The sequence below is a fragment of the Bradyrhizobium sp. UFLA05-89 genome (assembly GCF_059803475.1).
In genome coordinates this window covers 40,915-66,161 of record NZ_JBANBA010000019.1, presented here as the reverse complement: position 1 = coordinate 66,161, position 25,247 = coordinate 40,915, and the positions used below count along the sequence as shown (strand labels likewise).

23 protein-coding genes and 1 pseudogene are annotated in these 25,247 nt (G+C 63.2%); 6 read left to right on the top strand and 18 right to left on the bottom strand.

Features of this window, described 5'->3' with window-relative positions:
• Positions 1 to 23: 23 nt before the first annotated feature.
• Positions 24 to 284 (top strand): hypothetical protein, encoded by a 261-nt coding sequence (locus SO139_RS12970; protein ID WP_449383480.1) that lies wholly within the window; start codon positions 24 to 26, stop codon positions 282 to 284.
• A 93-nt stretch (positions 285 to 377) separates the two neighbouring features.
• Here the strand turns inward: SO139_RS12970 and SO139_RS12965 are convergent, their stop codons facing one another.
• From SO139_RS12965 to SO139_RS12920, 10 genes and pseudogenes are all read right to left on the bottom strand, one after another.
• A complete protein-coding gene (locus tag SO139_RS12965) occupies positions 378 to 2,105 on the bottom strand; it encodes a methanol/ethanol family PQQ-dependent dehydrogenase (protein WP_449383479.1) in 1,728 nt (575 codons plus the stop codon).
• 114 nt (positions 2,106 to 2,219) lie between these two features.
• Positions 2,220 to 2,873 (bottom strand): QcrA and Rieske domain-containing protein, encoded by a 654-nt coding sequence (locus tag SO139_RS12960; RefSeq protein ID WP_449383478.1) that lies wholly within the window; start codon positions 2,871 to 2,873, stop codon positions 2,220 to 2,222.
• A gap of 264 nt (positions 2,874 to 3,137) precedes the next feature.
• Positions 3,138 to 3,533, bottom strand: a complete 396-nt coding sequence (locus SO139_RS12955) for a group III truncated hemoglobin (protein ID WP_449383488.1) — start codon at positions 3,531 to 3,533, stop codon at positions 3,138 to 3,140.
• Between the two features lie 151 nt (positions 3,534 to 3,684).
• Positions 3,685 to 5,139, bottom strand: a complete 1,455-nt coding sequence (gene ccoG / locus SO139_RS12950) for a cytochrome c oxidase accessory protein CcoG (RefSeq protein ID WP_449383476.1) — start codon at positions 5,137 to 5,139, stop codon at positions 3,685 to 3,687.
• Positions 5,140 to 5,325: 186 nt separating this feature from the next.
• Entirely contained in the window at positions 5,326 to 6,177 is an 852-nt protein-coding gene (locus SO139_RS12945) for a 3-hydroxybutyryl-CoA dehydrogenase (protein WP_449383475.1), read from the bottom strand.
• 267 nt (positions 6,178 to 6,444) lie between these two features.
• Positions 6,445 to 7,215, bottom strand: coding sequence for an amino acid ABC transporter ATP-binding protein (locus tag SO139_RS12940; RefSeq protein WP_449383474.1), 771 nt, complete (start codon positions 7,213 to 7,215; stop codon positions 6,445 to 6,447).
• An 18-nt stretch (positions 7,216 to 7,233) separates the two neighbouring features.
• A pseudogene (locus tag SO139_RS12935) lies at positions 7,234 to 7,930 on the bottom strand (amino acid ABC transporter permease).
• Complete coding sequence (locus SO139_RS12930) at positions 7,927 to 8,721, bottom strand: amino acid ABC transporter permease (protein ID WP_449383472.1); 795 nt, start codon at positions 8,719 to 8,721, stop codon at positions 7,927 to 7,929. Before SO139_RS12930 ends, SO139_RS12935 begins: the two are co-directional and overlap by 4 nt.
• Positions 8,722 to 8,785: 64 nt before the next feature.
• Positions 8,786 to 9,688 carry an amino acid ABC transporter substrate-binding protein gene (locus SO139_RS12925; RefSeq protein ID WP_449383471.1) on the bottom strand — a complete coding sequence of 301 codons (903 nt, stop codon included), beginning with the start codon at positions 9,686 to 9,688 and terminating at the stop codon, positions 8,786 to 8,788.
• A 41-nt stretch (positions 9,689 to 9,729) separates the two neighbouring features.
• Positions 9,730 to 10,890 carry an aminotransferase class V-fold PLP-dependent enzyme gene (locus SO139_RS12920; protein WP_449383470.1) on the bottom strand — a complete coding sequence of 387 codons (1,161 nt, stop codon included), beginning with the start codon at positions 10,888 to 10,890 and terminating at the stop codon, positions 9,730 to 9,732.
• 175 nt (positions 10,891 to 11,065) lie between these two features.
• On the opposite strand from SO139_RS12920, the gene SO139_RS12915 reads away from it, so the two are divergent.
• Positions 11,066 to 11,845, top strand: coding sequence for an IclR family transcriptional regulator (locus tag SO139_RS12915; protein WP_449383487.1), 780 nt, complete (start codon positions 11,066 to 11,068; stop codon positions 11,843 to 11,845).
• A gap of 71 nt (positions 11,846 to 11,916) precedes the next feature.
• Here SO139_RS12915 and SO139_RS12910 read toward each other — a convergent pair whose 3' ends face one another.
• The gene (locus SO139_RS12910; protein WP_449383469.1) at positions 11,917 to 12,336 is read right to left on the bottom strand and encodes a nuclear transport factor 2 family protein; all 420 of its coding nucleotides are present in this window, start codon (positions 12,334 to 12,336) and stop codon (positions 11,917 to 11,919) included.
• Positions 12,337 to 12,467: 131 nt separating this feature from the next.
• Here SO139_RS12910 and SO139_RS12905 point away from each other — a divergent pair, with 131 nt between their 5' ends.
• Positions 12,468 to 13,037, top strand: coding sequence for a bifunctional transcriptional activator/DNA repair enzyme AdaA (locus tag SO139_RS12905; protein WP_449383468.1), 570 nt, complete (start codon positions 12,468 to 12,470; stop codon positions 13,035 to 13,037).
• A gap of 102 nt (positions 13,038 to 13,139) precedes the next feature.
• On the opposite strand, the gene SO139_RS12900 is transcribed toward SO139_RS12905, so the two are convergent.
• The 4 genes from SO139_RS12900 to SO139_RS12885 all read right to left on the bottom strand — a co-directional run bounded on the left by SO139_RS12900 (position 13,140) and on the right by SO139_RS12885 (position 19,015).
• Positions 13,140 to 14,066 carry an FAD binding domain-containing protein gene (locus SO139_RS12900; RefSeq protein WP_449383467.1) on the bottom strand — a complete coding sequence of 309 codons (927 nt, stop codon included), beginning with the start codon at positions 14,064 to 14,066 and terminating at the stop codon, positions 13,140 to 13,142.
• Positions 14,063 to 16,744 carry a molybdopterin-dependent oxidoreductase gene (locus SO139_RS12895; RefSeq protein ID WP_498540152.1) on the bottom strand — a complete coding sequence of 894 codons (2,682 nt, stop codon included), beginning with the start codon at positions 16,742 to 16,744 and terminating at the stop codon, positions 14,063 to 14,065. The genes SO139_RS12900 and SO139_RS12895 overlap by 4 nt, the downstream gene beginning before the upstream one ends.
• Positions 16,741 to 17,403 (bottom strand): TetR/AcrR family transcriptional regulator, encoded by a 663-nt coding sequence (locus tag SO139_RS12890; protein WP_449383465.1) that lies wholly within the window; start codon positions 17,401 to 17,403, stop codon positions 16,741 to 16,743. Before SO139_RS12890 ends, SO139_RS12895 begins: the two co-directional genes overlap by 4 nt.
• A gap of 136 nt (positions 17,404 to 17,539) precedes the next feature.
• Positions 17,540 to 19,015, bottom strand: coding sequence for an FAD-binding oxidoreductase (locus SO139_RS12885; protein WP_449383464.1), 1,476 nt, complete (start codon positions 19,013 to 19,015; stop codon positions 17,540 to 17,542).
• A 222-nt stretch (positions 19,016 to 19,237) separates the two neighbouring features.
• Here SO139_RS12885 and hisC point away from each other — a divergent pair, with 222 nt between their 5' ends.
• Positions 19,238 to 20,290, top strand: a complete 1,053-nt coding sequence (gene hisC, locus SO139_RS12880; RefSeq protein ID WP_449383463.1) for a histidinol-phosphate transaminase — start codon at positions 19,238 to 19,240, stop codon at positions 20,288 to 20,290.
• Between the two features lie 72 nt (positions 20,291 to 20,362).
• On the opposite strand, the gene SO139_RS12875 is transcribed toward hisC, so the two are convergent.
• Positions 20,363 to 20,659, bottom strand: a complete 297-nt coding sequence (locus SO139_RS12875; protein ID WP_474798239.1) for a hypothetical protein — start codon at positions 20,657 to 20,659, stop codon at positions 20,363 to 20,365.
• A 129-nt stretch (positions 20,660 to 20,788) separates the two neighbouring features.
• On the bottom strand, positions 20,789 to 21,847 hold the full coding sequence (locus SO139_RS12870) for a CobW family GTP-binding protein (RefSeq protein WP_498540151.1): 1,059 nt from the start codon (positions 21,845 to 21,847) through the stop codon (positions 20,789 to 20,791).
• A 117-nt stretch (positions 21,848 to 21,964) separates the two neighbouring features.
• Here SO139_RS12870 and SO139_RS12865 point away from each other — a divergent pair, with 117 nt between their 5' ends.
• Complete coding sequence (locus SO139_RS12865) at positions 21,965 to 23,062, top strand: cyclase family protein (protein ID WP_449382790.1); 1,098 nt, start codon at positions 21,965 to 21,967, stop codon at positions 23,060 to 23,062.
• A 264-nt stretch (positions 23,063 to 23,326) separates the two neighbouring features.
• Here the strand turns inward: SO139_RS12865 and SO139_RS12860 are convergent, their stop codons facing one another.
• Positions 23,327 to 23,560 (bottom strand): hypothetical protein, encoded by a 234-nt coding sequence (locus SO139_RS12860; protein WP_449382789.1) that lies wholly within the window; start codon positions 23,558 to 23,560, stop codon positions 23,327 to 23,329.
• A gap of 244 nt (positions 23,561 to 23,804) precedes the next feature.
• Between SO139_RS12860 and SO139_RS12855 the strand changes: the two genes are divergently transcribed.
• Positions 23,805 to 24,956, top strand: coding sequence for a caspase family protein (locus tag SO139_RS12855; protein ID WP_449382788.1), 1,152 nt, complete (start codon positions 23,805 to 23,807; stop codon positions 24,954 to 24,956).
• Positions 24,957 to 25,247: the final 291 nt, after the last annotated feature.

Below are 25,247 nucleotides of genomic sequence, written 5' to 3'. Positions count from 1 at the left end.
CATCGATCCGACAGGAGAGATCGATGGACATCACCTCACGGGCGCTCGCAGTCTTGGTGCTGTCGGGCGCCTTTCTTTTGACCGCACAGGCCCAAAGTCAGGCACAGGGCAACACGACGCCTCCGGCCACCGCGACGCGTCCCTCAACGCCGGACCAGACCTCGCTGCCGAGCAATGCTCCCCCCGCTTCGACCAACCAGACCACGGGGCAGTCCAGTCAGGACCCGAAGGTCAAGGAGATGAACGCGAAGGAGAAGGGCAAGGTCGAGCGCGAGGGCAAGTAAGCCCGCCTCACAGCTCAACAAGCAGAATGCGGCGGACGTTTCGTCCGCCGCATTCGTTGCCCCCCTGGCCGCGCTGCTCGGGGTCGGTCCGCCCTATTTCTTCAGCGCGAACACCCAGATCACGCCGCCCTGCGGCACGTTGGCCTCAATGCCGATGTTGTTGGTCGCAAGCGCATCCTGGATGCGTTGCGCGTCGACGCCCCAGCCGGACTGGATCGCGACATATTGCGTGCCGTCGATCTCGTAGGAGATCGGCATGCCCATGATGCCGGAGTTGGTCTTCTGCTGCCATAGCAGCTCGCCGGTCTTGGCGTCGAAGGCGCGGAAGTAGCGGTCGTTGGTGCCACCAGCGAAGACGAGATCGCCCGCGGTCGCCGTCACCGAGCCGAACAGCTGCGACTTCGGGAAGTCGTGCTGCCACAGCTTCTTGCCGGTCGCGGGATCCCAGGCCTGGAGCTCGCCGAAATGATCCGCACCGGGCTTCGCCTTCAGGCCAATATCTTCCGGCTTTGTGCCGAGCCAGAGCTCGCCGGGCTTGAGCGCCACCTTCTCGCCAGTGAAGCCACCGCAGAAGTTTTCATTGGCGGGAACGTAGACGAGGCCGGTCTTCTGGCTGTAGGCCGCCGAAGGCCAGTCCTTGCCGCCCCACAGCGACGGGCAGAACTCGACGCGTTTGCCGATCACCGGCTTATGCGCGGGATCGACGATCGGCCGGCCGCTCTCGGCATCGATGCCCTTCCAGACGTCGGTGGAGACGAACGGCCAGCCAGCGACGTAGTTGATCTTGGTCGGTGTGCGCTCGAGCACCCAGAAGATCGCATCACGTCCCGGATGGATCAGACTCTTGATCGAGCGGCCGTTGCGTTGCAGATCGACCAGCATCGGCGCGTCGACCTCGTCCCAGTCCCAGGAGTCATTCTGGTGATACTGGTGATAGGTCTTGATCTTGCCGTTGGCGGGATCGAGCGCGATCACCGACGAGGTGTAGAGATTATCGCCGGGATGGCTGTCGCCGGGCCATGGCGCGGCGTTGCCGACACCCCAGTAGATCGTCTTCAAGTCCTTGTCGTAGGTGCCGGTCATCCAGGCCGAGCCGCCACCGGTCTTCCAGTCGTCGCCTTGCCAGGTGTCGTGACCGGGTTCGCCCTCACCTGGAATGGTGAAGGTGCGCCATAATTCCTTGCCGTCCTTGGCGTCGAATGCAGCGACGTAACCGCGCACGCCGAGCTCGCCGCCGGAGCCGCCGACGATGACCCTGCCGTCGACGACGAGCGGCATCAGGGTCATGTACTGGCCCTTCTTGTAGTCTTGCACCTTCGTATCCCAGACCACCTTGCCGGTCTTGGCGTCGAGCGCAACGACGTGGTCGTCGGTGGTGGCGAGATAAAGCTTGTCGTCCCACAGGCCGACGCCGCGGCTGGTCGGATGCAGCTGGAACAGGTCGTCAGGGAGCTGCCGCTTGTAGCGCCAGTATTCGTCGCCGGTCTTGGCGTTCAGCGCGATCACCTGCCCCATCGGAGTCGCCACGAACATCACGCCGTTATTGACGATCGGCGGCGCCTCATGGCCTTCGATCACGCCGGTGGCGAAAGTCCAGACCGGCGTGAGATCCTTGACGTTGCTGGTATTGATCTGGTCGAGCGGGCTATAGCCCTGCCCGTCATAAGTTCGGCGATACAGCATCCAGTTGCCGGGTTCCGGATTTTCCAGACGCTGCGACGTGACTGGCGTGTAACTCTCGATCGGACCGGCGCCCGCGGAGGTCGAGACGATGCAGGTGAAGGCGACGAAGCCGGACAACAACCATTGTTTTCTGGTCATGGACGTTTCCCCTTTTGAATTCTTGCTGCTTGAATTCTTGAAGTTTGTTTGTCTCCTCGCCCGCACGCCTGCGGGCGCGACCGCTTCTGGCGCGCGGGCGCGACCCGCGGCTGATCACCCTGGCTGCTGGCCACCTACCTTTCCGATGAAATTGCCGGCGACGCTGAGCGCGCCGTCAGTGAGTGCCAGCGGCAGCGCTGCAAGCCGTCGCGGCGCTGGCCCGAACACGACCTGCGCGCCCTGTCGCGGATCGTATTCGGAATTGTGGCACATGCACTTGAACACCTCCTTGTCGCCGACATCGCTCTTGACCCAGGCGGTGACGGGACAGCCGGCATGGGAGCAGATCGCCGAATAGGCGACGATGCCGTCCTGCGCACGCGCGCGCGTCTGATCGTCGAGCTCGGCGGGATCGAGCCGGATGATCAGGATCTCGTTGAGGCGCGAGGCGCTGCGCACCACCGATGTCTTGGGATCCTTCGGCCAGGCATGCCCCGGCGGGCCGCCAAGCGGCAGATCGGCGGGCGTGACGAGCTTGCCTTCGTGATCGCCTTCGGAGAACACCAGCACATCGCCCTTCTGCGGCCGCTCGTCTGCGCCCGGCGGATCTTCGCCCGCCGCGCCGCGCCCGGAGCCAGCAAGGCAAGCCGAGGTGGCAAGTGCACCGATCAACAGCGTTCGTCGCGTCTGCGCCGCACAGACGCAGGCTTCAGGTTCCTCAATGTTGGCGGAGGGTAGAGACGACGTGGTGTGCGTTGAATGCGTCATGCACGCCAGCAGGCGCTGGGACTCTGCCAAAAAGAAGGCGAAGAATTTGCGCCGCAGTGCATCATTCTCATGATGCTCGCTTTGATTGAATGCAAAATGCGCATTCACAGGCGTTTTGCGATCGCAATGTCAAGATGCACGATCGGGCATGATCATTTTGCAGATCAGACCGAACATGTTGGAATTGGTGCGACGCGCCATCGCGTCGCGCGTTGCAGATTCAATTCAAGATGGCTGCACGTTTGTCAGGCAGGCATATCATTTTCAAGAGCGCAGCATGTGCCGCGGCGTGAACATGCGCCCGCTTTGCGTCGCTGCCGCCATTTCAAAGCTGTCGGCAATGCGCCGCGCCTTGTCGATGAACAAAGCCGCCGCGGCCGGTGGACAGACCTCACGCGCGGTCTGCTCGAACAGATCGAGCCAGCGATCGAAATGATCGCCGATCAGGCTGAGCGGAAGATGCGCTCGCATCGGCTGGCCGTGATAGCGCCCGGTGGTCAGCACTACCGACGACCAGAAATCGCGCAGCTTGGAAAGATGCTCGTCCCAATTCTTCACGATCGCGAACACCGGACCGAGCAACGCATCCTCGCGCACGCGGCCATAAAACCGCGCGACCAGTTCCCCGATCATCGCCTCGTTGATCCCGGTTCGCTCCATCACGTCCTGGGCAAGCAGGCTGCGCCGTTCCGCCGCCGCCTTGCGATCGATCGTCATCCGGTCAGGCATCTCGTTCTCGGCATCCATTCGCGTTGTTCCAAGTCCTCGTGTTCCAAGTCTTCTTATTCCAAGTCTTCTTATTCCATGCCCTTCAGCGAGCCACGAACTTGTCGGCGGTCGATAGCACCGACCCTCCGATCTCGTCGCTGGCGGTGAAAACCACATCGGCGTCCTTCGGATTCGCCGTGGTCAGGGTGACCCGCAGCGATTCCGAGCCATCCGCTTCGACGCTGATGGGAGTTCCATCGTCGTGACCAACGATGCTCAGGCTCGCATCTATGCCTTTTATCGTCAAAGTGTAGTGGTGGGCGACGCTTGCCTTGTTGAGAAGCTTGACGGTGTAGGCATTTCTGACCGAGCCATCGGACAGGGTCACAGCCAGGGGATCGCGGTCGTGCAGCACCGCTATGGCGCCCGTTGCCTTGGTCGCCAGCAATCCGGCGAGACCAGCCGCCAATCCGACGCTGACCACCGCGAGCGCGACGGTTTTCGGGCGCACCAGCCGTGAGGCACGGGCCTCGCCGCGATGACCCCGCTCGATGTTGCGCCAGCTTTCATAATCGATCAGGCCGCGGGGGCGATCGAGCCTTCTCATGACGCTGTCGCAGGCATCGACGCAGAGTCCGCAATTGATGCAGGCGAAATTCGGCCCCTCGCGAATGTCGATCCCGATCGGACAGACGTTGACGCACAGGCCGCAATCGACGCAATCGCCGGCGGCCTCGCCGCGCGCGCGAAGTTCCGTGGCCTTCTTGGCCGACATACGCTGCTCGCCCCGATAGTCGCGATAGTTGACCGTGAAGGCTTCCGGATCCCAGATCGCGCCCTGCAGCCGCGGCCAGGGACACATGAAGGTGCAGACCTGCTCGCGCGCGAAGCCCGCAAGGCCATAGGTCGTCCCGGTGAAGACGGCGATCCAGGTCAGAGCCGTCGCGGAGACGTCGCCGCCCGTAAATGCGCGAACGAGGTCGGGCGCATCCGTGAAATAGAAGATCAGCGTGCCGCCAGTCATCAGCGAGATCAGCAGCCAGGTGCTGTGCTTGATGCCGATTTGGAGCGCCCGCGCGACGGTCAGCGGAGCGTTCATGTTCTTCAGCCGCTCGCGCCTGTCGCCTTCAACGAGGCGTTCGACCAGGAGGAACAGATCGGTCCAAACCGTTTGCGGACAGGCGAAACCGCACCACACCCGCCCCGCAAGCGCATTCGCTAGGATCAGGATGACCGATGCGAGGATCAGCAGTCCGGTGACGAGGTAGAGGTCCTGAGGCCATATCTCGATGAAGAAGGCATAGAGACGGCCATGCGCGAAGTCGAGCAGCACGGCCTGGTCGGGCGCATTCGGCCCGCGGTCCCAGCGCAGGAACGGAGTGATGTAGTAGATCGAGAGCGTCAGGAGGAGGATGGCCCACTTGATCCGCCGTATGCGTCCTGAAACGGCTTGCGGCACCACGCGCGATGTTGCCATTGCGGCTCTCTTGCGCGCGTCCACCCTGGCCGCACCCGCCTTGGCGCGCGTGCGGGAGTGATCGATTTCAATGACAGTCATCGCAGTCCGCAGTCCCGATTTCGCTGGAGCAAGGCGACGGTAAGCGGATAGCGGCACGCCCTCTTTGTTGGAGCACAAACTTCGGAACGAAAGTGCAGATTTCGACGATGAACTGGCGGCCGTTCGAGCCGGCCGCCAGTTACGGAAATGAGTTGGCCGCCTCGGCGATCGCGGCCTCAAGCTCTATCAGGCGTTATAGGTATAGAAGCCTTGGCCGGTCTTGCGGCCGAGATGGCCGGCATCGACCATTTCCTTGAGCAAGGGCGCCGGACGGTATTTCGGGTCGTTGAAACCTTTGTAGAAGACCTCCATCACCGACAGCATGGTGTCGAGCCCGACGAGATCGGCGAGCGCGAGCGGCCCGATCGGGTGGTTGCAGCCAAGCTTCATGCCGGCGTCGATTTCCTCGGCCGTCGCGATCCCCTCCTGAAGCGCGAAGATCGCCTCGTTGATCATCGGGCAGAGGATGCGGTTGACGGCGAAGCCCGGGCTGTTCTTGGCTGTGATCGCGACCTTGCCGACACGCTGGGCGAAATCGAGTGCCTTGGCGTGGGTGTCGTCGGAGGTCTGCAAGCCGCGGATCAGCTCCAGAAGCTGCATCACCGGCACCGGATTGAAGAAATGCATGCCGATGAAGCGATCGGGACGATCAGTCGCGGCGGCGAGCTTGGTGATCGAGATCGACGAGGTGTTGGTGGCGATCAGCGTGCGCGGCGACAGGCTCACGCAGAGGTCTTTGAGAATCTTGACCTTGAGCTCCTCGTTCTCGGTCGCGGCCTCGATGACGAGGTCGCAGTCCGCGAACTTGGCACGGTCGGTGGTGCCGGTGATGCGCTTGAGCGTCGCCTCGCGATCGGCCGCCGAAATCTTCTCCTTCTTGACCAGTCGCTCGAGGCTGCCGCCGACGGTCGCAATCCCGCGACCCACCGCCGCGTCGGAGATATCGACCATCACGACCGAAAGCCCGGCCGCGGCACAGACCTGGGCGATGCCGTTCCCCATGGTGCCAGCCCCGATGATACCAACGGTTTGGATCATTGCTTCAAATCCTTCTCATCTGTCGGGCGCGCCAACCGGCCCCTTCTGCCTGAACCAGGGTCGCGCGCGCCGCAAGCCGGGCCGCGACCTAATTCTGATAGGCCCTTCCTTAAAGCATCCATGGCGGGAATAAAGCCGCCTCTTGCATTGCGTGAGGCGCAATTTGACGCTTCCGCAGGCCTGTTTGGCCCGGTATGTGCGCTGGTCAGCCGGCGCGCGGAGGGCACCGGAAAGACCCGGCGCGGGCGCCCCCCGCTCACATCCCCTCTAGTGGATGATCTGGTTGAGAAAGTCCTTCGCGCGCTTCGTGCGAGGCGAGCGGAAGAAACTCGCCGGCTCCCCCTCCTCGACGATGCTGCCCTGGTCCATGAACACGACGCGGTCGGCGACCTCGCGGGCAAAGCCCATTTCATGGGTCACGCACACCATGGTCATGCCTTCGCCTGCGAGCTGCACCATCGTGTCCAGCACCTCCTTCACCATCTCCGGATCGAGCGCGGAGGTCGGCTCGTCGAACAGCATGATCTTCGGCTGCATGCACAGCGCGCGGGCGATAGCGACGCGCTGCTGCTGACCGCCCGAGAGCTGTGCGGGATATTTGTCCGCCTGACCGTGAATGCGGACCTTCCTGAGCAGCCTCATCGCACGCTCGTGCGCCTCAGGGCGCGAGAGCCCTCGCACCTTGATCGGCGCCAGCATGCAGTTCTCGACGACCGAGAGGTGCGGGAACAGGTTAAAACTCTGGAACACCATGCCGACCTCGCAGCGAACGCTGTTGATGTCGGCCATGCGGTCCATCAGCTCCACGCCGTCGACCACGATCCGGCCGCCGTCGTGCCTCTCGATGTGGTTGATGCAGCGGATCAGGGTCGACTTGCCGGAGCCGGAGGGGCCGCATAGAACGATCTTCTCGCCCTTGGCGACGGTCAGGTTGACATCATTCAGCGCGGTGAAGCGGCCGAACCGCTTCACCAGTTTCTCCACGACGACGATCGCGGAAGAATGATCGCTCGGGCTCACAGCGCCTTGCTGTTGCATCTTCATCTCCTCTCTGTTTTAGCGGTGTGCTCCGCCAAGAGCATATCGCCGCCTGAGCGATGCGACGCACTGCGACGCCGCCGAACTGATGGCGAGGTAGGCCACCGCGACCACGAGATACATCTCGACGAGCCGGCCGTTGAGCTGCGCGAGCTTCGAGGCCGCGCCGAGGAGATCGGTCAGCGAGAGCACGTAAACGAGCGAAGTGTCCTGGAACAGGATGATGGTCTGGCTCAGGATGATCGGGCTCGCGACACGGATCACCTGCGGCAGGATCACGGATCGGTAGGTATCGAAGGTGGACAGCGCGAGCGCCTGGCAGGCTTCGAACTGCCCCCTGTTCACCGCGCGCAATCCGACACGGATGATCTCCGAATAATAGGCTGCCTCGAACAGTCCAAAAGTGATGAAGGCCGTCCAGGTCGCGCCGATCGGAATCGGGCGGCCATTGCCGTAGAGGTGCCCGAGCACGATCGGCACCAGGAAGAAGAACCAGAACAACACGAGGATCAGCGGGACCGAGCGGATCAATGCGATGTAGGCGCGCACGATCTGGCTGACGACGGGTACCTCGAGGTGCTGCGCAAGGGCAAAGCAGGTCCCCAGCATCATGCCGATGACGAAGGCTGCTGCGGTCAGCGCGAGGGAGAACAGCAGTCCCGACCAGAGATTAAGGCCAGGCCTGAAGGAGGATCGAGAAATCGAGACTGTTCATTTCACGACCTCCAATCCGCGGGGCAAGGCGGCGCCCGGCTCCACGTCGTCCGCCAGGGCCGGCTCGATCGGGTCCTTCGTCGGGGTGGAGCCCGGAATGCGCACGGCCTTGTCGATGAGCATCATCGATTGATAGGCGACGAGCGCCAGCACGAGATAGATCAGCGTTGCGGCACCGAAGGCAGTGAAGGTCTGGAAGGTCGCTTCGCTGATCTGCCGCGCCTGCGCAGTCAACTCCATCAGGCCGATCGTGAGCGCCACGGACGTATTCTTGTAGATGCCCATGACCTCGCTGGTCAGGCTCGGCACGATCAGTCGCAGCGCCTGCGGGACGATGACGTGGCGATAGGTCAGATATCCGCCAAGACCGAGTGCGCTCGCCGCCTCGGTCTGGCCCTTCGGCAAGGCCTCGATGCCCGCGCGCACCTGCTCGGCAATGCGTGCCGCGGTGTAGAGTCCGAGGCACGCCAGCGCCGGGAAGAACGATCCCCAGGGCGGCGGGATCTGCTTGATGGCGTCGCCGAGCCGGCTCGGAAGAATCTCCGGCAACACGAAGTACCAGAGGAACATCTGCACCAGGACGGGAATGTTCCGGAATATCTCGACATAGAGCCGCGCGAGTGCCGTAACAAAGCGGTTCTGCACGGTACGGCCGATCCCGACGACAACGCCGACGGCGAAGGCGATCCACCAGCCGAAGAAGGCCAGCGCCAGCGTCCAGCCGAGGCCTGCGAGAAGCCAGTCGATATAGCGCTGGCCATCCGCCGTCTGTTCAAAAAGCACTCCGAACATCGCAAACCTCAGAGTTATCGGTGCGAGCGAAGGCGACCTTGATCGAGTCCCGCAGCGTTTCCGGTCAGTCGACCGCGTCGCTGGGATTCGCAATCCGCTCCATCAGCGTATCGGTGAGCGGAAACGCGAGATTCTCACCCTTGGGCGGGATCGGCCTGGTGAACCATTTCGTGTAGGTCTTCTCGAACTGTCCCGACGCCATCTGTTTTGACAGAACATCGTCGACGAGTGCCTTGAAGCCGGCATCGCCCTTCGTGAACATCAGCCCGTAATAGATCCTCGCATAACCTTCGGGAAGGAAGATCAGCGCATCCGGTTTCGGTGCTGCAGCCTTGAGGCCCGCGAGAAGGATGTCGTCTTCCATGAAGGCTGCGGCACGCCCCGTATTCAACATCAAGAATGATTCCGCGTGATCCTTGGCCTGGACGATGTTGAGGCCGAGCTGCTCCTTGGCGTTCACGCCTTGCGCGAAGCCGATCGCGTTTGAGCCTTGCGTGACGACAATCGTCTTGCCCTTGAGATCGCCGGCGGCCTTCAGGCCGCTGTCGGCCTTGACCAGCCAGCGCGGCTGGCTGACGAAGGTCGTCACCGAGAATGACACCTGCTCCTGCCGCTTCTTGTCGTTGGCCGTTCCGCCGCATTCGATATCGACGGTGCCGCTCTGAATCAGCGGGATGCGGTTGGACGAGTTCACCGGCGTATAGTTGACCATAAGATTGGGCAGATTGAGCTCCGTCTTGATGCGCTCGACGATGGCGGCGCAGAGATCGAGCGAGAAGCCGATCGGCTTTTGATCGGGACCGAGGTAAGAGAACGGGATCGACGCCTCGCGGTAGCCGATCGTGATCGCGCCGCCGGACTTGATCTTGGTCAGCGTCGGGCTGTCAGCCGCGACCGACGGCTCGACCATGGCAGTGACGATCACAAGGCCCGACAGAGCCCCCAGCATCCGTGCAAACTTCCTCATGTCCTGCACCCTCTCTCTGGATCTCTGGCCTACACCGCCTTCTAGGCGGCCCTGGATGATGTCTTGACGCCGCGCCCGCGGATGAGCTCGATCAGGCGGTCGACGTCCGCTGATGTGTTGAACATGCCGAACGACACCCGAATGCCGTCCCGTTCCGGCGAAACGCGCACGCCATTGTCTTCGAAGTAACCGAGCCACTCGGCCGCAGGCAGTGCGACGACGTAGATATGCGGCGCGCGGTGTTTCCGGTCGCGTGGACCGACGAGGCGGATATCGAGCGCATCGAGCTCTGCGATGAGATGATCACCGAGTTCGAAGCAGTGGTTCTGGATGTTCTCGATGCCGATCTGCGTGATCAGGTCGAGCGAGGCGCCAAGCGCATGGATCGCAGGGAGATTGAAGTTGCCGAGCTCGAAGCGACGGGCGCTCGGAGCCGGCGTGAGCTTGTCCGGCCGCGCGATGAGGTCGGCCGGAATCTCCGCAAGGCTCGCAGCGGCGAGATAAGCGGGCTCGAGTTCGGCAAGTGTGCTGTCCCAATAAAGGAGCCCGAGCCCCTGGGGAACGAGCAGGCCTTTGTGACTGCCCGATCCGATGAAGCTCGCGCGGATGGCCTTTGCATCGATCGGCACCACGCCGATCGCCTGCATCACATCGACGATGAAATGGAGGCCCTTCTCCGCGCACAGGGCACCGACACTTTCGATATCGAAGCGGTGACCGGCGTGAAAGGTCACATGCGACATCGAGATCGCGCGGGTGTTTGCATCTACGTGGGGACGAAAGCTCGCGGCATCCACCACATCGGTCATCGGCACGAACCGCACCTCGACGCCCTGCCGTTGCAGGTTGAGGAAGGCGTATGCATTGTTCGGGTGATCGCCATGAACCATCAGGACATTGTCGCCCGCCCGCAGCCGCAGGGCGTTCGCGGCGATGTTCATGCTTTCCGAGGTGTTCTTGGTGAAGGCGATCTCGTCGGCGGACACGCCGAGGAATCGCGCGACCTTGGCGCGCGTCTGCTCGACGCGGTCGAGCCACACGCTCTTCGGGCCGGCCGTCTCGAGGCCTTCACGGAGAAAGAGGTCGATCGCCGCCTTCACGGGGCGCGCAAGCGGCGCCTGGAAGCCGGAATCGAGATAGGTCATCCGCTCGGCAGCCGGGAATTCCTTCCGCACGGCATCGACGTCGTAATGACCTGACATCCCACTCTCCTGTTCGGCGCGCCGCCCGTGGGACCCGGTTTGCATTGCACAAATCCTGTTCACCGGCCGGCGAAGCCAACGATATGAGCAACGAGGGAGAGCCGTCTAATATCTTTTTCATATTTCAATAGTTTTTATTCCGAAAAATGATAATTTACTAAGGGAGGTGCGAATGATGGACCCAGCCAGAACCGACGGACCACTCGATCGCGCCTTTGCGATCGTCGGGCACGTCGCCGGTCAAACCAAAGCCGCGTCGGTCGCGGAGATCGCGCAGGCGCTTGGCCTTCCGCTTCCGACCGCCCATCGGTTGATCGGAAATCTTGAGGAGCGCGGCCTGCTTCAGAAGGCGCTCGGGACCAAGCGCTATGTCGTCGGCAATCAGCTCGTCACTCTGTCCGCCAAGGTCATCGGCGCAGCATTCCGCACCGCGCGCCGGCATGCCGTGCTGCGCGCGGTCGCCGGCGAAATCGGCGAGCAATGCGAGATCGGCGTCGTGCGCGACAACATGGTGGCCTATGTCGATAGCGTCCGCGTCTCGCAGCCACAGGGATTGCAATTCAATCCGGGCGAAGCGGCGCCGCTGCACTGCACGTCGACAGGCAAGATCTACATGAGCCGCTTGCCGGGGAAAGCGCGCGAGAAGCTGTGCCGCGCGCTCACGCTGACGAAATTTACGGACACGACGATCGCAGACTACGACGCCCTGATGAAGGTGCTCGAGGAGACCCGTCAGCGCGGCTGGGCCAAGACCAACGAGGAGTACGTCAAGGGCGTGGTTGGATGTGCCGTCCCCATCCTGTCGCCGGAGCGTGAGCTGATCGCGTGCCTGGGCGTCTCCGTCCCGGCAGCTCGCGTGAGCTTCGCCGAACTCGACCGTTTCATCGCCCCGCTTCAGAAGGCCGCCGAGCTCCTATCGGAAACGATCCTGCAGGACGACGATGACGGCGAATGAATGCGAACCCGGCTGCCCCGCTTCGCAAGCCGCTCCACCACATTCCGCACCAGGCCAACCTGCAGATCGAGTTAAAGCGGCTCGAAAATCATCTGCCAGCCCTTCCGGGTGTCCATGTATTCACGAACCAGCTTGATGCGGTCGCCCGACAAGACGAAAATGAAGCAATAGTCGTTTTCGTACGGCTTGCCTCCAGGAAGAGTGGCTCGCATCCGCTCCTCGACGACCACAGTATCGCCGTCGGCATGAATGCCTCGAAACGAGATGTCGACGTTCGAGAACAGACTATGCATTTCCGAGGCAATGAAGTGCGCGATTTGGTTCGGTCCGATCATATGGTCGGTGTGCTTGAGTGCGACTGCCGTTGCGTTTCCGGCCGGTGCGATCCATTCGGCATCGGGAGTGAACAGCCCCGCGATCAGTTTGGCATCACGGCTTTTGAAGGTCTTCCAGGCGCTGATGACAACCTCTTTGGACTTCGTGCTGTTCATTTTGCTCCTCCAACTCTGTTCAGCGGATCTGGCATTGCTCTATAAGAAGGGCGTACCGACGCCGCTGGCCGGAATCGGACCTGATCATCTCACGGCTGTTCTTCGGGCCGGACTCTGCGCTAAAGTGAGTCATGCTCAGTTTTGAGGTGTGCAACACTGCGCGCTTGCGGCGCGATCCGCGCTATGACGGCCATTTCTTCACGGCCGTGAAGACCACGCGAATCTACTGCCGCCCGGTTTGCCCAGTGAAGCAGCCGTTGACCCGTAACGTGGCTTATTATCCGACGGCGGCGGCGGCCGAAGCGGCGGGATACCGGCCTTGTCTGCGCTGCCGTCCGGAGACCGCGCCCTTTTGCGCCGCCTGGAATGGCACGCGCTCAACCGTCGTGCGCGCCTTGAAATTGATCGACGGTGGCGCGTTGGATGACGGTTCGGTTGCTGCACTGGCCAATCGGCTCGGAGTGAGCGCACGCCACCTTGCGCGCCTGTTCGAACGGCACGTCGGGGCCAGCCCGCAGCAAGTGGCGAAGACGAGGCGTGTACAACGCGCGAAACGCCTGATCGACGAGACGAATGAACCATTGGTCCAGATTGCCTATCGGGCCGGCTTCGGCAGCGTGCGTCGATTCAACGCCACCTTTCTCGAACTCTATGGACGCTCACCATCCAGCATTCGCTACCGCCGCAAAGTATCCGCCTGAGACTCGCGTCTCGCGAGCCCTCATGAAAGACGCGGCATCTTGCCCAGGTTCATGACGTTCTTGGAATCGAGCACCGGCTTGATCGTGCGAGCACCGGCTGCCCTACTTCGCAATCCGCTCCACCACGTCCCGCACCAGGCCAACCAGCAGATCGAGCTTGTATCCGGTCATCGGCAGCGGCTTTGCGCCTGACGTCGCGAGCTGCGCGCCTTGCGCGATGGTTTCCGCGTTTGCCGGCTTTCCCTCCAACGCCGCCTGGCACGCCGTCAGGCGCAGCGGCACCGGGGCGATGCCGCCGGCGGCGATGCGGACATGCCGGAAGATGCCGCCGGATACCACGGCGCGCGCGCAGACCTCGACCAGCGGCCATTCCGCATAACTGCGGCTGATGGCGCGCTTGTAATAGGCACGCTCGGAGGCGAGCGGCGCGGGAAATGAGATGGCATCTATTCTTTCGCCGGGCTCAAGCGCATGGTCCACAGCGCTGTTGGTGCCGTCGCCGATGAGATCAGGCAGCGACAATCGGCTGCGCCGGTCTGTAGTGATCGTCGCATCATAGGCGAGCAGCGCCATGGCCATGGTCGACGGATGCGGGGCCACGCAAGGCCCGAGATCGAATGCTGCATGATAGAGATGATTGCCCGACCTCGCCGGGCAGTCGGAACCGCCCTTCTTGAAACAGTCGATCTGCGGATTGCGGAAATACCAGCAGCGCGAACGCTGAGCGAGGTTACCGCCGAGCGTCGCCAGATGCCGGATCTGCGGCGTGGCGAGACCTTGCGCGGCGGCGGCGATGCCGGGATAAGCATCACGGATGCGTTCATCGGACGCGATCGCCGCGATCGTGGTGAATGCGCCGATGCGGGCCGAGCCATCCGCGGCCCAGTCGATCCCAATCATGCCTGATGTCATGGAGAGATCGACGATGGGCCCACGGGACACCCCGCTGCGGCGACGCTCGGACAGATCCGTGCCGGCGGCGCGGAATTCGGGTGCGCCACCTGCTGATGTTGCTGACGAGGCGTTCATGCCGCAGTCCTCCCCTTCAAGGCGGCGACGATGCGGTCTGGCCGGATCGGAATTTCGGTGAGGCGTACGCCAATCGCGTTGAAAATCGCGTTCGCGACCGCGGGCGACGTCGGCACGGTCGCCACCTCACCGATGCCGACGCTATTGCCCTGCACATGATCAAAGCCGGCCTCATCGAAATGCACGTCGATTTCGGGCGTGTCCGCAATGCCGGGGATGCGATAATCCTCCATGCTGGCAGTCAGGACGTCGCCGCTGAGCGGATCGACCTCGCGCGCCTCGTAGAGCGCGTAGCCAAGCCCCTGGATCACCGCGCCGCAGGCCTGGCTGTGCGCGAGCTGGGGTGCCGCGATCTTCCCGACCGCCAGTCCGGTATGCACCTTGAGCACGCGCACGTGACCGAGCCAGGTGTCAACCTCGACCTCGATCACCTGCACCGAGCTCGGCACGCCGGCGCCGATAACGATGTTGGAATTGCGCCGCATCATCCAGCCGAACACGAGGCCGAGAAGCCCTAGGTCCTTCAGCGGTGAGCGGATGCCGGGCGCCGTGTTCTTCCCGTCCTCGCCACGCGTCTCCGAAATAGCAATGTCTCCCGATCGCGCGATCAGCTCACGCCACGGCGCGTTCGAGCCCGGCGCGGGCTTGCGCGTGGCTTGATCGAGGAGCGCGGCCTTCAACTTCTGGATCGCCGTGAGCGTCGGCGGCAGCACCGAGGCGGTGACGCGGCTGCCACCGGAGCCGGGGCCTTCGGGGAGCGAGGAGTCGCCGATGCGCACCTCCACCTCATCAGCCTCGAGATCGAATTCGCGCGCGACGGTGTCGGCCAGAACGCTGCGGGTGCCGGTCCCGATATCCTGCGTCGCAGTCGATACGACGATGCGACCGCCCTTGACCGCGACTTCGACCTTCACCTTGGGTTGCCAGAGATAGAACCAGTAGCCGGTCGCGACACCAACGCCGCGGCGATAGCGACCGCTCCCGGCCGAGGTCCGATTGCGCCAGATGTCGAGGCCCAAGGCCCAATCATAGAGCCGCTGCCGATTGGGATCAGGATCCCAGCGCTTGCGCAGAGCGATCGGATCGGCGTTGAGTTTCAATGCCGCTTGGTCGATCGCCTGCTCCACCGCGAATGCCATCGGGGGACCGCCGGGCCCGCGGAACGCCGCACCCGGCGGCAGATTGCTGATGACATCAAAATCGGAGAGCTCCTTGGCCTCGGCCGGATACATCAGCCGCGCCAGTCCCGCGATCGTCGAGTTGATCGCGGCGCCCGTATCGGCATGCGCGATGACGGAGAGTGCTTTCAAGTCGCCCTGGTCGGAGGGCAGCAGCGCGACCTTCACCTCCGCGCCCGGCCGATAGCCGGCGACCGACAATTCTTCATGACGGTCATAAGCAACCCGCACCGGTGCATTGGCTGCGCGCGCGAGTTCGATTGCGGCAATCGTCTCGCCGCCCAGGCTCGCCTTCGAGCCAAAGCCGCCGCCGACATGGTCGGCGATCACGCGGACGCGCGCAGGATCGAGCTTGAAGCGCTTGACGATCTGCTCCTTGAGGTGAAACACCCACTGGGACGAGGCGTGCACCATCAATTGCTCGCCATCGAAACGCGCAACCGCAGCATGCGGCTCGAGACAGGCATGCTGCTGCGTGGCCGTACGAAATGTCCCCTCGACGAGAAGACGATTATTCGCCTGCCGCGCCTCGTCCACCCAGTTGCGCGCTCTCTTGGCGCGCTTGGCAAACACCGAGGTCGGCCCGCGAACGTTCCGCTGCCATGGTGCAGGTCCGCCGGCTGCTTCCGAGACGTTGCCGGCTTTCTTGCGGCTCGCCCGGTCGAACACCACGGGCGCATCGTTTTTCCGCGCCGCATCGAGCCCGATCACGGCGGGCAGCGGTTCGCTGGTCAGCTTGATGGCGGCGAGCGCCGCGAGGGCGGTCTTGCGGTCCTTCGCTGCAACCGCCGCGATGGGCTCGCCGACATAGCGCACGATGCGATCGTCGGACAACAGCGACACCGCAGTGACGCCGTCAAGCGCATGCGCGGGGGCCAGATCGAGCGCGGTGATGCGCGCATGGGCATCGCGGGAGCGCAGAATCACGCCCTCGAGCTGGCCGTCATGCCTGATATCTACGGTGTATCTTGCCGCGCCCGTCACCTTGTCGCGCGCCTCGATCCGTGGACTTGCGAAATGATCGCCGTCGAAGCGGCCGGCACAGGCATCCGCCACCGCGCGAAAGATCGCATCATAGGCACCGCAGCGGCAGAGATGGCCCGACAGCGCCGCGCCGATCTCCTCGCGCGAAGGCACGGCCGTCCCCTTCGCCGCTCGCCAGCGATCGCAGAACGCGGCCGCTTCCACAATGAAGCCCGGCGTGCAGAAGCCGCATTGCAAGGCATCATGCGCCATGAACGCCTTCTGTATCGGGTGCAGCTCCTGAGCGCCAATGCCTTCCACAGTGGTCACGGACTTTCCGGCGGCGGCGCGCGCCGGCATCAGGCAGCTCGTGACCGGTACGCCGTCGACGAGCACCGTGCAGGCGCCGCAGACGCCGCCACCACAGACGAGCTTGGTGCCGGTGAGACCGAGCTGATCGCGCACGACGTCGATGAGCAGCGCATCGGGATCCTCAGGCAGTGGCTCGAGGCGGCCGTTGATGGTCATGGCGCTCATGGACGTGCTCCGGCTTTGCTGCGTGAGGATCGTTCTCTGGTCCCGGCCTTGCTCGCGGGCTGCTCCTGCGATTTCGGCACGGCGCCGGCGCAGAGCGTCCGCACCATCATCGCCATGTCTTTCAGGAAGGCCTCCGCCGGCTGCATCGCCGGATGCTGCGACTTAGATCCGTGCACGGCCATTTCGACGAGCCGCGCGAATTCGGCCGGCGACAGGCCCTGCGGCAGCGCCAGCTTCTGCTTGCGCGCAACGCGGGCGATGGTCGCGACCAGCCGCTCCGCATAGAGCGCTGCATATTTCTGATAGAGGTCACGCCCATGCACGAGGTGCTCGGAATACAGCTCCTCGATATGCGGTGAGCCCTCGAAAGATCCGATCATCGCCTGCATCCGTGCCGTCATGCCGGCGACGAGAATGTCTGCGAAGCCGCGGCCCGCCTTCTCCGCTCCGCCGATTGCCACCTCTTCGGCGGCAATGGCGGTCTCGTGGACGCGCTCGATGACTGCGCGGAACAGCGCTTCCTTGGACTCGAAATGATGATAGAGCGCCTGCCGCGTCAGGCCGGCGGCCTCGGCCACCTGCTCGATCGAGGAACGGCGAAAGCCGTGGCGGCGAAACACCAGCATGGTCGCGTCGAGAATGCGCGTTTTCGGTCCCATTTGTCGAAATTGACAAATTAAGACGAAGTGTCAAATCGCGATCCAGTGAGGGCTGCGTCGCAACTGTCGCGATCGGGCGAGCTGCAGGCACGGTCTTCCTCGCCCTTTCCGCGACTTGCGGTTCGCCAGGCGCGCATCAAAGCCGCAGGATCTTGCCCGGATTCATGATGTTCTTCGGATCGAGCGCCCGCTTGATCGTGCGCATGACGTCGAGCTCGGTCTTCGAGCGGTAGTGCGCCAGCTCGTCGATCTTCTCGATGCCGATGCCGTGCTCCGCCGAGATCGAGCCGGCCATGGAGGCGACGATGTCGTTCACGCTCCTCGTGATCGCGGCGGAATATTGCGTGAGCGTCTCGCGGTCCATGTCCTTCGGACCCATGAAGGAGAAGTGCAGATTGCCGTCCCCGATATGGCCGAGTGGATAGGGGCGGATCGTCGGAAGGATGTCGAGGACGGCGCTGAGGCCCTTGTCGATGAGTTCAGGAATTCTGGAAATCGCGACCGATACGTCGTAGCTGAGGCCAGGTCCTTCGGCACGCGCGGCTTCGGCAACGCTTTCGCGAATGCGCCACATATTACGCGACTGCGCCTCTGTCTGGGCGATCACCGCGTCGAGCAGATGGCCTGCCTCCAACTGATCGGCCAAAAACTGCTCCATCTTCTCCGACATGCCCACGCTGCCGTCCAGCCGCGGCCGGGACGACGACCATTCGAGCAGGAGATACCATTCCGTGTCCGCCTTGAGCGGATCCTGCGTGCCAGGAATGTGGCGCAGCACCATGTCGGTGCAGGCGCGGCTCATGAGCTCGCAGGAGCCGACATTATCGTCGGAGGCGACATATGCTTCCGAAAGGATCCCGATGGCGGCCTGCGGATTGCGGATCGCCAGCCACGCCGTGCACACGTCCTTCGGCGCCGGCCACAGCTTCAGGACCGCCTTGGTGATGATGCCGAGCGTGCCTTCGGCGCCCATGAAGAGATGCTTGAGGTCGTAGCCGGTATTGTCCTTCTTGAGCGCGCGCAGTCCGTCCCAGACGTCGCCGTTCGGCAGAACAACCTCGAGGCCCAGAACCAAGTTACGCGCATTGCCATAGCGCAGCACCTGCACGCCGCCGGCATTGGTGGACAGATTGCCCCCGATCATGCATGAGCCCTGCGAGCCCAAGCTGAGCGGAAAGAAGCGGTCGCGGCGCGCCGCCGTCTCCTGGAGCGTCTCGAGGATGCAGCCGGCTTCCACGGTCATGGAATAACCGACCGGGTCGACATCCAGCACGTGGTTCATCCGGCCAAGCGACAGCAGGATGCCGCGGTGGGTTGGCCACGGCGTGGCCCCGCCCATCAAGCCGGTGTTACCGCCCTGCGGCACGATCGCGATGCCGTTGTCGTAGCAGAGCTTCACGACCTCGGAGACCTCGGTGGTATTGGCCGGACGCACGACAGCAGCGGCCTGCCCGGCCAGCACGCCGCGCCACTCGGTCACGAACGGCTGCTTGTCGCGCTCGTCGAGGATCAGGCCCTTATCACCCACGATTTGCCGCAAGGCATCGAGGATGGCCGCCGTCACCGGCGCGCCTGGAACGGAGGGATCGGTGGGAAGGACTGCAACCGGCATGCGTTCCTCTCTTGACGGCTCGGCTTGTGCGCCGGCCTTACGTTCTTGTTGTCAGTCGTTTTCGACCTTGGGTGCCGACCCTAGCATGAAGCCTTCACTCGCAGGAACGTGCTGATCTCCGACGTTTGCGCAGATCAGGTTCGAGCTTCGAACACGAGCGGGGCTTCCGCTCACGATCGGCATACCCTACTGTGATCCGATCAGCCCCCTAGGTCAGAGATCATGAGCCGTTTCTGGAGTCCCGTCGTCAACACCTTGTCGCCCTACGTACCGGGCGAGCAGCCCAAGCAGGACGGCGTCGTCAAGCTCAACACCAACGAGAATCCCTATCCGCCCTCACGACACGTGCTCGCGGCGGTCACGGCGGCTGCAGAGCGGCTCCGCCTCTATCCCGATCCGCGCGCTTCGCAGCTGCGCGAGGCAATCGCCGCCCACTACAAGGTCGCGCCCGAAGAGGTGTTCGTCGGCAACGGCTCGGACGAGGTGTTGGCCCATACCTTCCAGGCGCTGTTGAAGCACGATGCGCCGCTTCTGTTTCCCGACGTCACCTACAGCTTCTACCCCGTCTATTGCCGGCTCTATGGCATCGCTCACGAGGAGGTGCCGCTCGATGCCGCGATGCGGGTGCAGATTGCCGACTACCGGCAACCGTGCAGCGCGATCCTGCTCTCCAATCCGAATGCGCCGACCGGCATCGGCCTTCCACGCGATGCGATCGCAGCGCTGCTCACCGAGCATCCGGACCAGCTCGTGGTGGTCGACGAGGCCTATGTCGATTTCGGCGCCGAGAGCGCGGTGCCGCTCGTCGCACGCCACGACAATCTGCTCGTCATCCAGACCTTCTCGAAATCGCGGGCGCTCGCCGGCCTGCGGGTCGGCTTTGCGATCGGCCAGCGGCCGTTGATCGAGGCGCTGGAACGGGTGAAGGATAGCTTCAACTCCTATCCCATCGATTGCCTTGCGCTTGCCGGCGCCACTGCTGCCATCGCGGACGACGCGTGGTTTCAGGAGACGCGTGCGCGCATCATGGCGAACCGCGAAACGCTGACGCGTGACCTCTCTGGGCTTGGCTTCGAGGTGTTGCCGTCTCAGGCCAACTTCGTCTTCGCACGCCATCGGAGCCAAGGCGGTGGCGATCTCGCGGCTGCACTCCGGCAACGCGGCGTCCTGGTCCGGCATTTCAAGAAGCCGCGCATCGAGAACTTCCTGCGCATCACGGTCGGCACGGAGGAGGACTGCGGCCGGCTGATCGACGTGCTGCGCGGCCTGGTCTGAGCCCAGGATTCAGGTGGTCCGGCGTATTGCCCGGCAAGTGCAGCGCAAGAACGGCCGTGAAAATGATCCGGATCATGGCCGCTCTCTGCTCCCCGGCGTGTCCGCGCCTTCGTAGTGCCCCGGTCGGAAGATCGAACCGCGTTTGACCTGCGGCGCCTGCCCCAACCTTATGAGGATGAAATCGCGGTGCGCGACGTGCTGGACCTGCGTTTGCCGAAACGTATCCAGGAGCGCGAACGCGTCCCTGGTATCGTGGCCATCGCGGTCCAGCTCGGCGATACGCTGCTCCTGTTGCACGATATGGCGCTCGCCCAGCGCAACGCGCTTCTCCGCTTCAGCCAGCTCCGCCAGTCTGATTGCACGGTCCATGTTCGAACTCCACTGGGTTTGTTGACATCCTCCCATGACGAGCCGGCTGGCGATTGACGCAGATCAACCGCAGCGAAGACTTCCTGCGCATTTGCGATCGAGACGGAGGGGCAGCGCAGCGGCCTGAGCTCACGCTGCCGCGCGGACGGCCTGCCAGAGCGCCAGCACCTCCTCGCGCGCGATATTGCGAGTGATGAACACGATGCGCGAACGGCGGTCAGCGTCGGGCCATTTTGCGAGCGCCACCGGCGGATGAAAAACGTGGTGCACGCCGTGGACTGCGACCGGCGTCGGCTCATCGCGGAGGTTGAGAATACCCTTGACACGCAGGAGGTCCTCGCCTCGCCCTGAGCGCAAATGCGCAAGCCAGTTCGAGACCGCCATCCAGTCGAGTGGTTCGTCGAAGGCAAGCACGAAGCTGGCGATCGATGCGTCGTGATGGTGATGGCCGTGGTCGTGGTCATGGTCGTCGTGCGCGTGCTGTGCCTGACGAGGCGCCACGAAGGCCTGTTCGTTGAGCCAGCGTGCGACATCGACCGTCTTCTTCTCGGGATCCATGAGACCGGCGCCAAACAGCCGCGCCGGATCGATGTCGCCTTGTGCCACGCGTTCGATTCCGGCACTGGGATTGAGTCGGCGCAGGCGCGCCTTCAGCGCGGTGGTGTCGCCGGCAAGATCAGACTTGGTGATCAGCAGCCGGTCGGCGAGCGCGACCTGCTTCACCGCCTCGTACTGACGGTCGAGCTGACGCGGCGCGTTGACGGCATCCACCGTGGTCACGACGGCATCGAGCCGGAGAAAATGCGAGACCAGCGGATTGTTCAGGAGGAGCTGAACGATTGGCGCGGGATCGGCGAGACCGGTGGTTTCGATGAGAATACGGCGGAATGGCGGCACCTCGCCGCGATCGCGCCGCACCAGCAGCCCACGCAGCGTCGCCTCGAGGTCGCTGCGGACGGTGCAGCAGATGCAGCCACTCGCAAGCACGGCGACCTCGCCATCGACGCGCTCGACGAGGAGATGGTCGAGGCTGACTTCACCGTATTCGTTGATGATGACTGCGCTGTCCTTCGCGTCGTCGTGGCGCAGCACATGATTGAGCAGTGTCGTCTTGCCGCTGCCGAGAAAGCCGGTGATCAACGACACCGGAAGCCGCTCGGCGGATTTGTCGCTCTCGAACAGGCTCATCAATGCCCCTCACCTTGCCGTCTTATTTTTGTCGCTGGACAACAACTTAACGTAGGAGGAGCATGCCGAAAACAATTTAGAGCCCAGCTTCTCTGGGCCACAACCTGGGAGAGTAAAATGCCTAATGAAATCAAGGGCGAAGAACAGCAAGGCGGCATGACTACGACAGATCGTCGGACCTTGCTCCGCACGGCAGGCATCGCCGGCGCCGCAAGTGCAGCCCTCGCGGGCACGATGCACGGCAAGTTCTCGCTCGCCCCGGTCAGCGAAGCCCAGGCGCAGACCCCCACCTCCATGCCCAAGGGAACAGACAAGCCATGGTGGCCCTCGAAATGGGGCAAGGATGACGAGGCCGGGGCTTCGAACCACATCACGGCGGAAAAAGTTCTCGACGCGGTGAAATGGATCAAGGACGGCAAGATCTACAAGATCGGCCGCGTCTATGAAGGCGGAATGCCGTTGTTCGGTCCGCGCGTATTCACGCTGCGTATTCCAGGCAGTCCGACCGGCGGTCCGTTCGGCGACAACAAGATGGTCTATCACGACGAGTTTCTGACCACCGAGATCGGCCAGACCGGCACGCAGTTCGATGGTCTCGGCCACATCGGCATCCAACTCGGCAAGGACGGCGACAAGAGCGAGATGCGATTTTACAACGGACATACCGCGGCAGAGATCAGCGACGCTTATGGCCTCAAGAAGCTCGGCGTCGAGAAGCTCAAGCCGCTGTTCACCCGCGCCCATCTCATCGACATGGTCGCGCTCAAGGGCGGAATGATGGATGCCGGCCAAGAGATCACCTCGGCCGACATCAAGGCGGCGCTCGCCAAGCAGAACATGTCGGAGAGCGACATCAAGCCGGGCGATGCGATCATGTTCCACACCGGCTGGGGCTCGCTCTGGATGAAGAACAATGATCGCTTCAACAGCGGCGAGCCGGGCATCGGGCTGGACGCTGCGCGATGGGTGATCGAAAAGGACCTCGCGCTCACCGCGGCCGACACCTGGGCGGTCGAAGTGGTGCCCAATCCCGACAAGTCGCTCGCTTTCGTGGTGCATGCCGAGCTGCAAACCAAGCACGGCATCCACAATCACGAGAACCTGATCTTCGACGAGCTGATCGCCGACAAGAAATACCAGTTCGTCTATTGCTTCACCCCGGCCCCCATCAAGGGCGCCACGGGAAGCAACGGCTGCCCGATCGCGATTACCTGACGACCACACATCGGCGCGCGGGCGGAAGCACCGCCCGCGTGTGCTTTGTCAGCCGCGACGGATCAGCATGCCCAAGAGCGGATTCCAGACGGTATCGTTGCTACAGTCGGCCGTTTCGCCGCGTTCATAACGAGATACAGACGATGGTGTTGGACGCCAGCCGTGGATGCGCACGTATGCTGAGGCCGCAATACCAAGGGAATTGTCTGCTGTGGGCTTAAAAAAAATGGGGCGAGAAACTCCAGCCATCCGCACTGACAGCATTCACGCTGCCACGATCTTTTCCTCTCGTGCCTGATTGGCGTTAGCAGCTTGTTGTGGCTGCACCAGCTCGTTCGAGCTGGCCGTGCATTCCCTGAAATGCTCGTGCACGGCTGCATCTGCGGCATGCTCCCAGTATTCCGCTTCAGCGAGCAGCTTCCAGCATCTGTCAGGACGATACGCCGCGCTCTGTCGGCAGAGCGAAGCCATTGCACGCAGGCGGCGCACGGTCTCCATTCTTTCCTCCCGTTCTTTTCGGCTTGCTTTCCTGCCGTGTTTTCCCACAGCTTATTTTCTATTTCTGCATCTGAGCCATCATGATTATGATCTAGAACTATTTTTTTCGCTCCTCGATTAACCCATCGGACGAATGGTTACCGCGCTTGTTGCGATCCGGTTTCGGTTCCCCTTCACATCGATTTCGAATGCTACTCTCGCCGCCCCAGTCTCCGTATTATGACGACCTCCGATCGGGGACATCATGAACCGACGCCGGCTTTTTCTCAGATTTGTCCTTGCCGCTAGCCTCGCGGGCGTCCCTCGCGCGCCGGCCGCGGCCGACGGCAAGCGCGTAGCGCTGGTGATCGGCAACGGCGGCTACAAAAGCGTACCAGCGCTGCCCAACCCACCCAACGATGCCGCCGACGTCGCAGCCGCGCTCAGGCGTCTCGGCTTCACGGTCACCCTCATCGCCAACGGTTCGTTCGACGAGATGCGGCGCGGCCTGATCGCTCTCGGCCGCGATGCGGCGGGCGCCGACATGGCGGCGGTGTATTTCGCCGGCCACGGCATGGAAATCAACGGAGAGAACTGGCTGATCCCAATCGATGCGGAACTGAAGAAGGACACCGACGCGGCGAACGAGGCGATCAGCCTGCGCAGCGTGATGTTGCAGGTGTCGAGCACCACGAGCCTCGGCCTCGTTGTCCTCGATGCTTGCCGCAACAATCCTTTCGCCGCGAAAATGCAGCGCTCGCTGGCGCTACGCGCGGCAGCAACCAGCGGCCTCGGCCGCATCGAGCCGGCCGGCAACGTGCTAGTCGCCTATGCCGCGCGCGACGGCACGACCGCGCTCGACGGCGACGGCCGTAACAGCCCGTTCACTGCGGCGCTGTTGCGGAACATCGAGACGCTGGGAGTCGAGATCACCTTCATGTTCCGCAACGTTCGCGACGACGTCATGGAGGCAACACGCAACGAGCAGCAGCCCTTCGTCTACGGCTCGCTCTCGCGCCGGGCGATCTATCTCGCGGGCGCGCCGTCTGCGGCCGAGCAAGAGGCCACGAAACAGGCAAATGCCGCACCATCGGCCGCGGCTACACCAGCGCCCGTCGCATCAGCCATCGACCCTGCGCTGGTCGGCACCTGGGAGATCATGGTGCCGAATGCTCGCGGCACGTCGCGCTGGACGTGGCGCATCATGGGCGATGGCACCTATACGTTCCACGCCGAAGGCCGGCGCGCCGCGCCGGCGCATGAAGGCACGATTGCCGCCATGAACGGCCACTGGTCGCTGCACGCCTTGAAAGGTCTCTCGGGTTACGCCGACGCCGGCTCCTATGAGGTCCGCGACGCCACCGCCGTCATCACCGGCAGGCTCGGCACCGGCTACTGGAAGCGCAGCCTGCAGTGAGGCACCCCGCCCGCGCGTCGAAACCGCGCGTGCATTTCGTCCCGCGATGCACATAGTTAGCAGAGCGTAACGGCAGTGACGGTGCTGAATTTGCCTCGGAAACAGCTATCTGCTCCGTCCACTATCCCTAACGCCGTCTCAACGGCGCACAACGCCAGTAGAAATGCGGGGGTTTCCCATGGCCCCGTGAGGTTCCTTCATGGAACCCGCCTAACCCGCCCTTTACCCCTCCTGTGCACGATCGCCCGCGATTCAAAGGATTTTCACGGGACACTTTCGCGGACTCTGGGG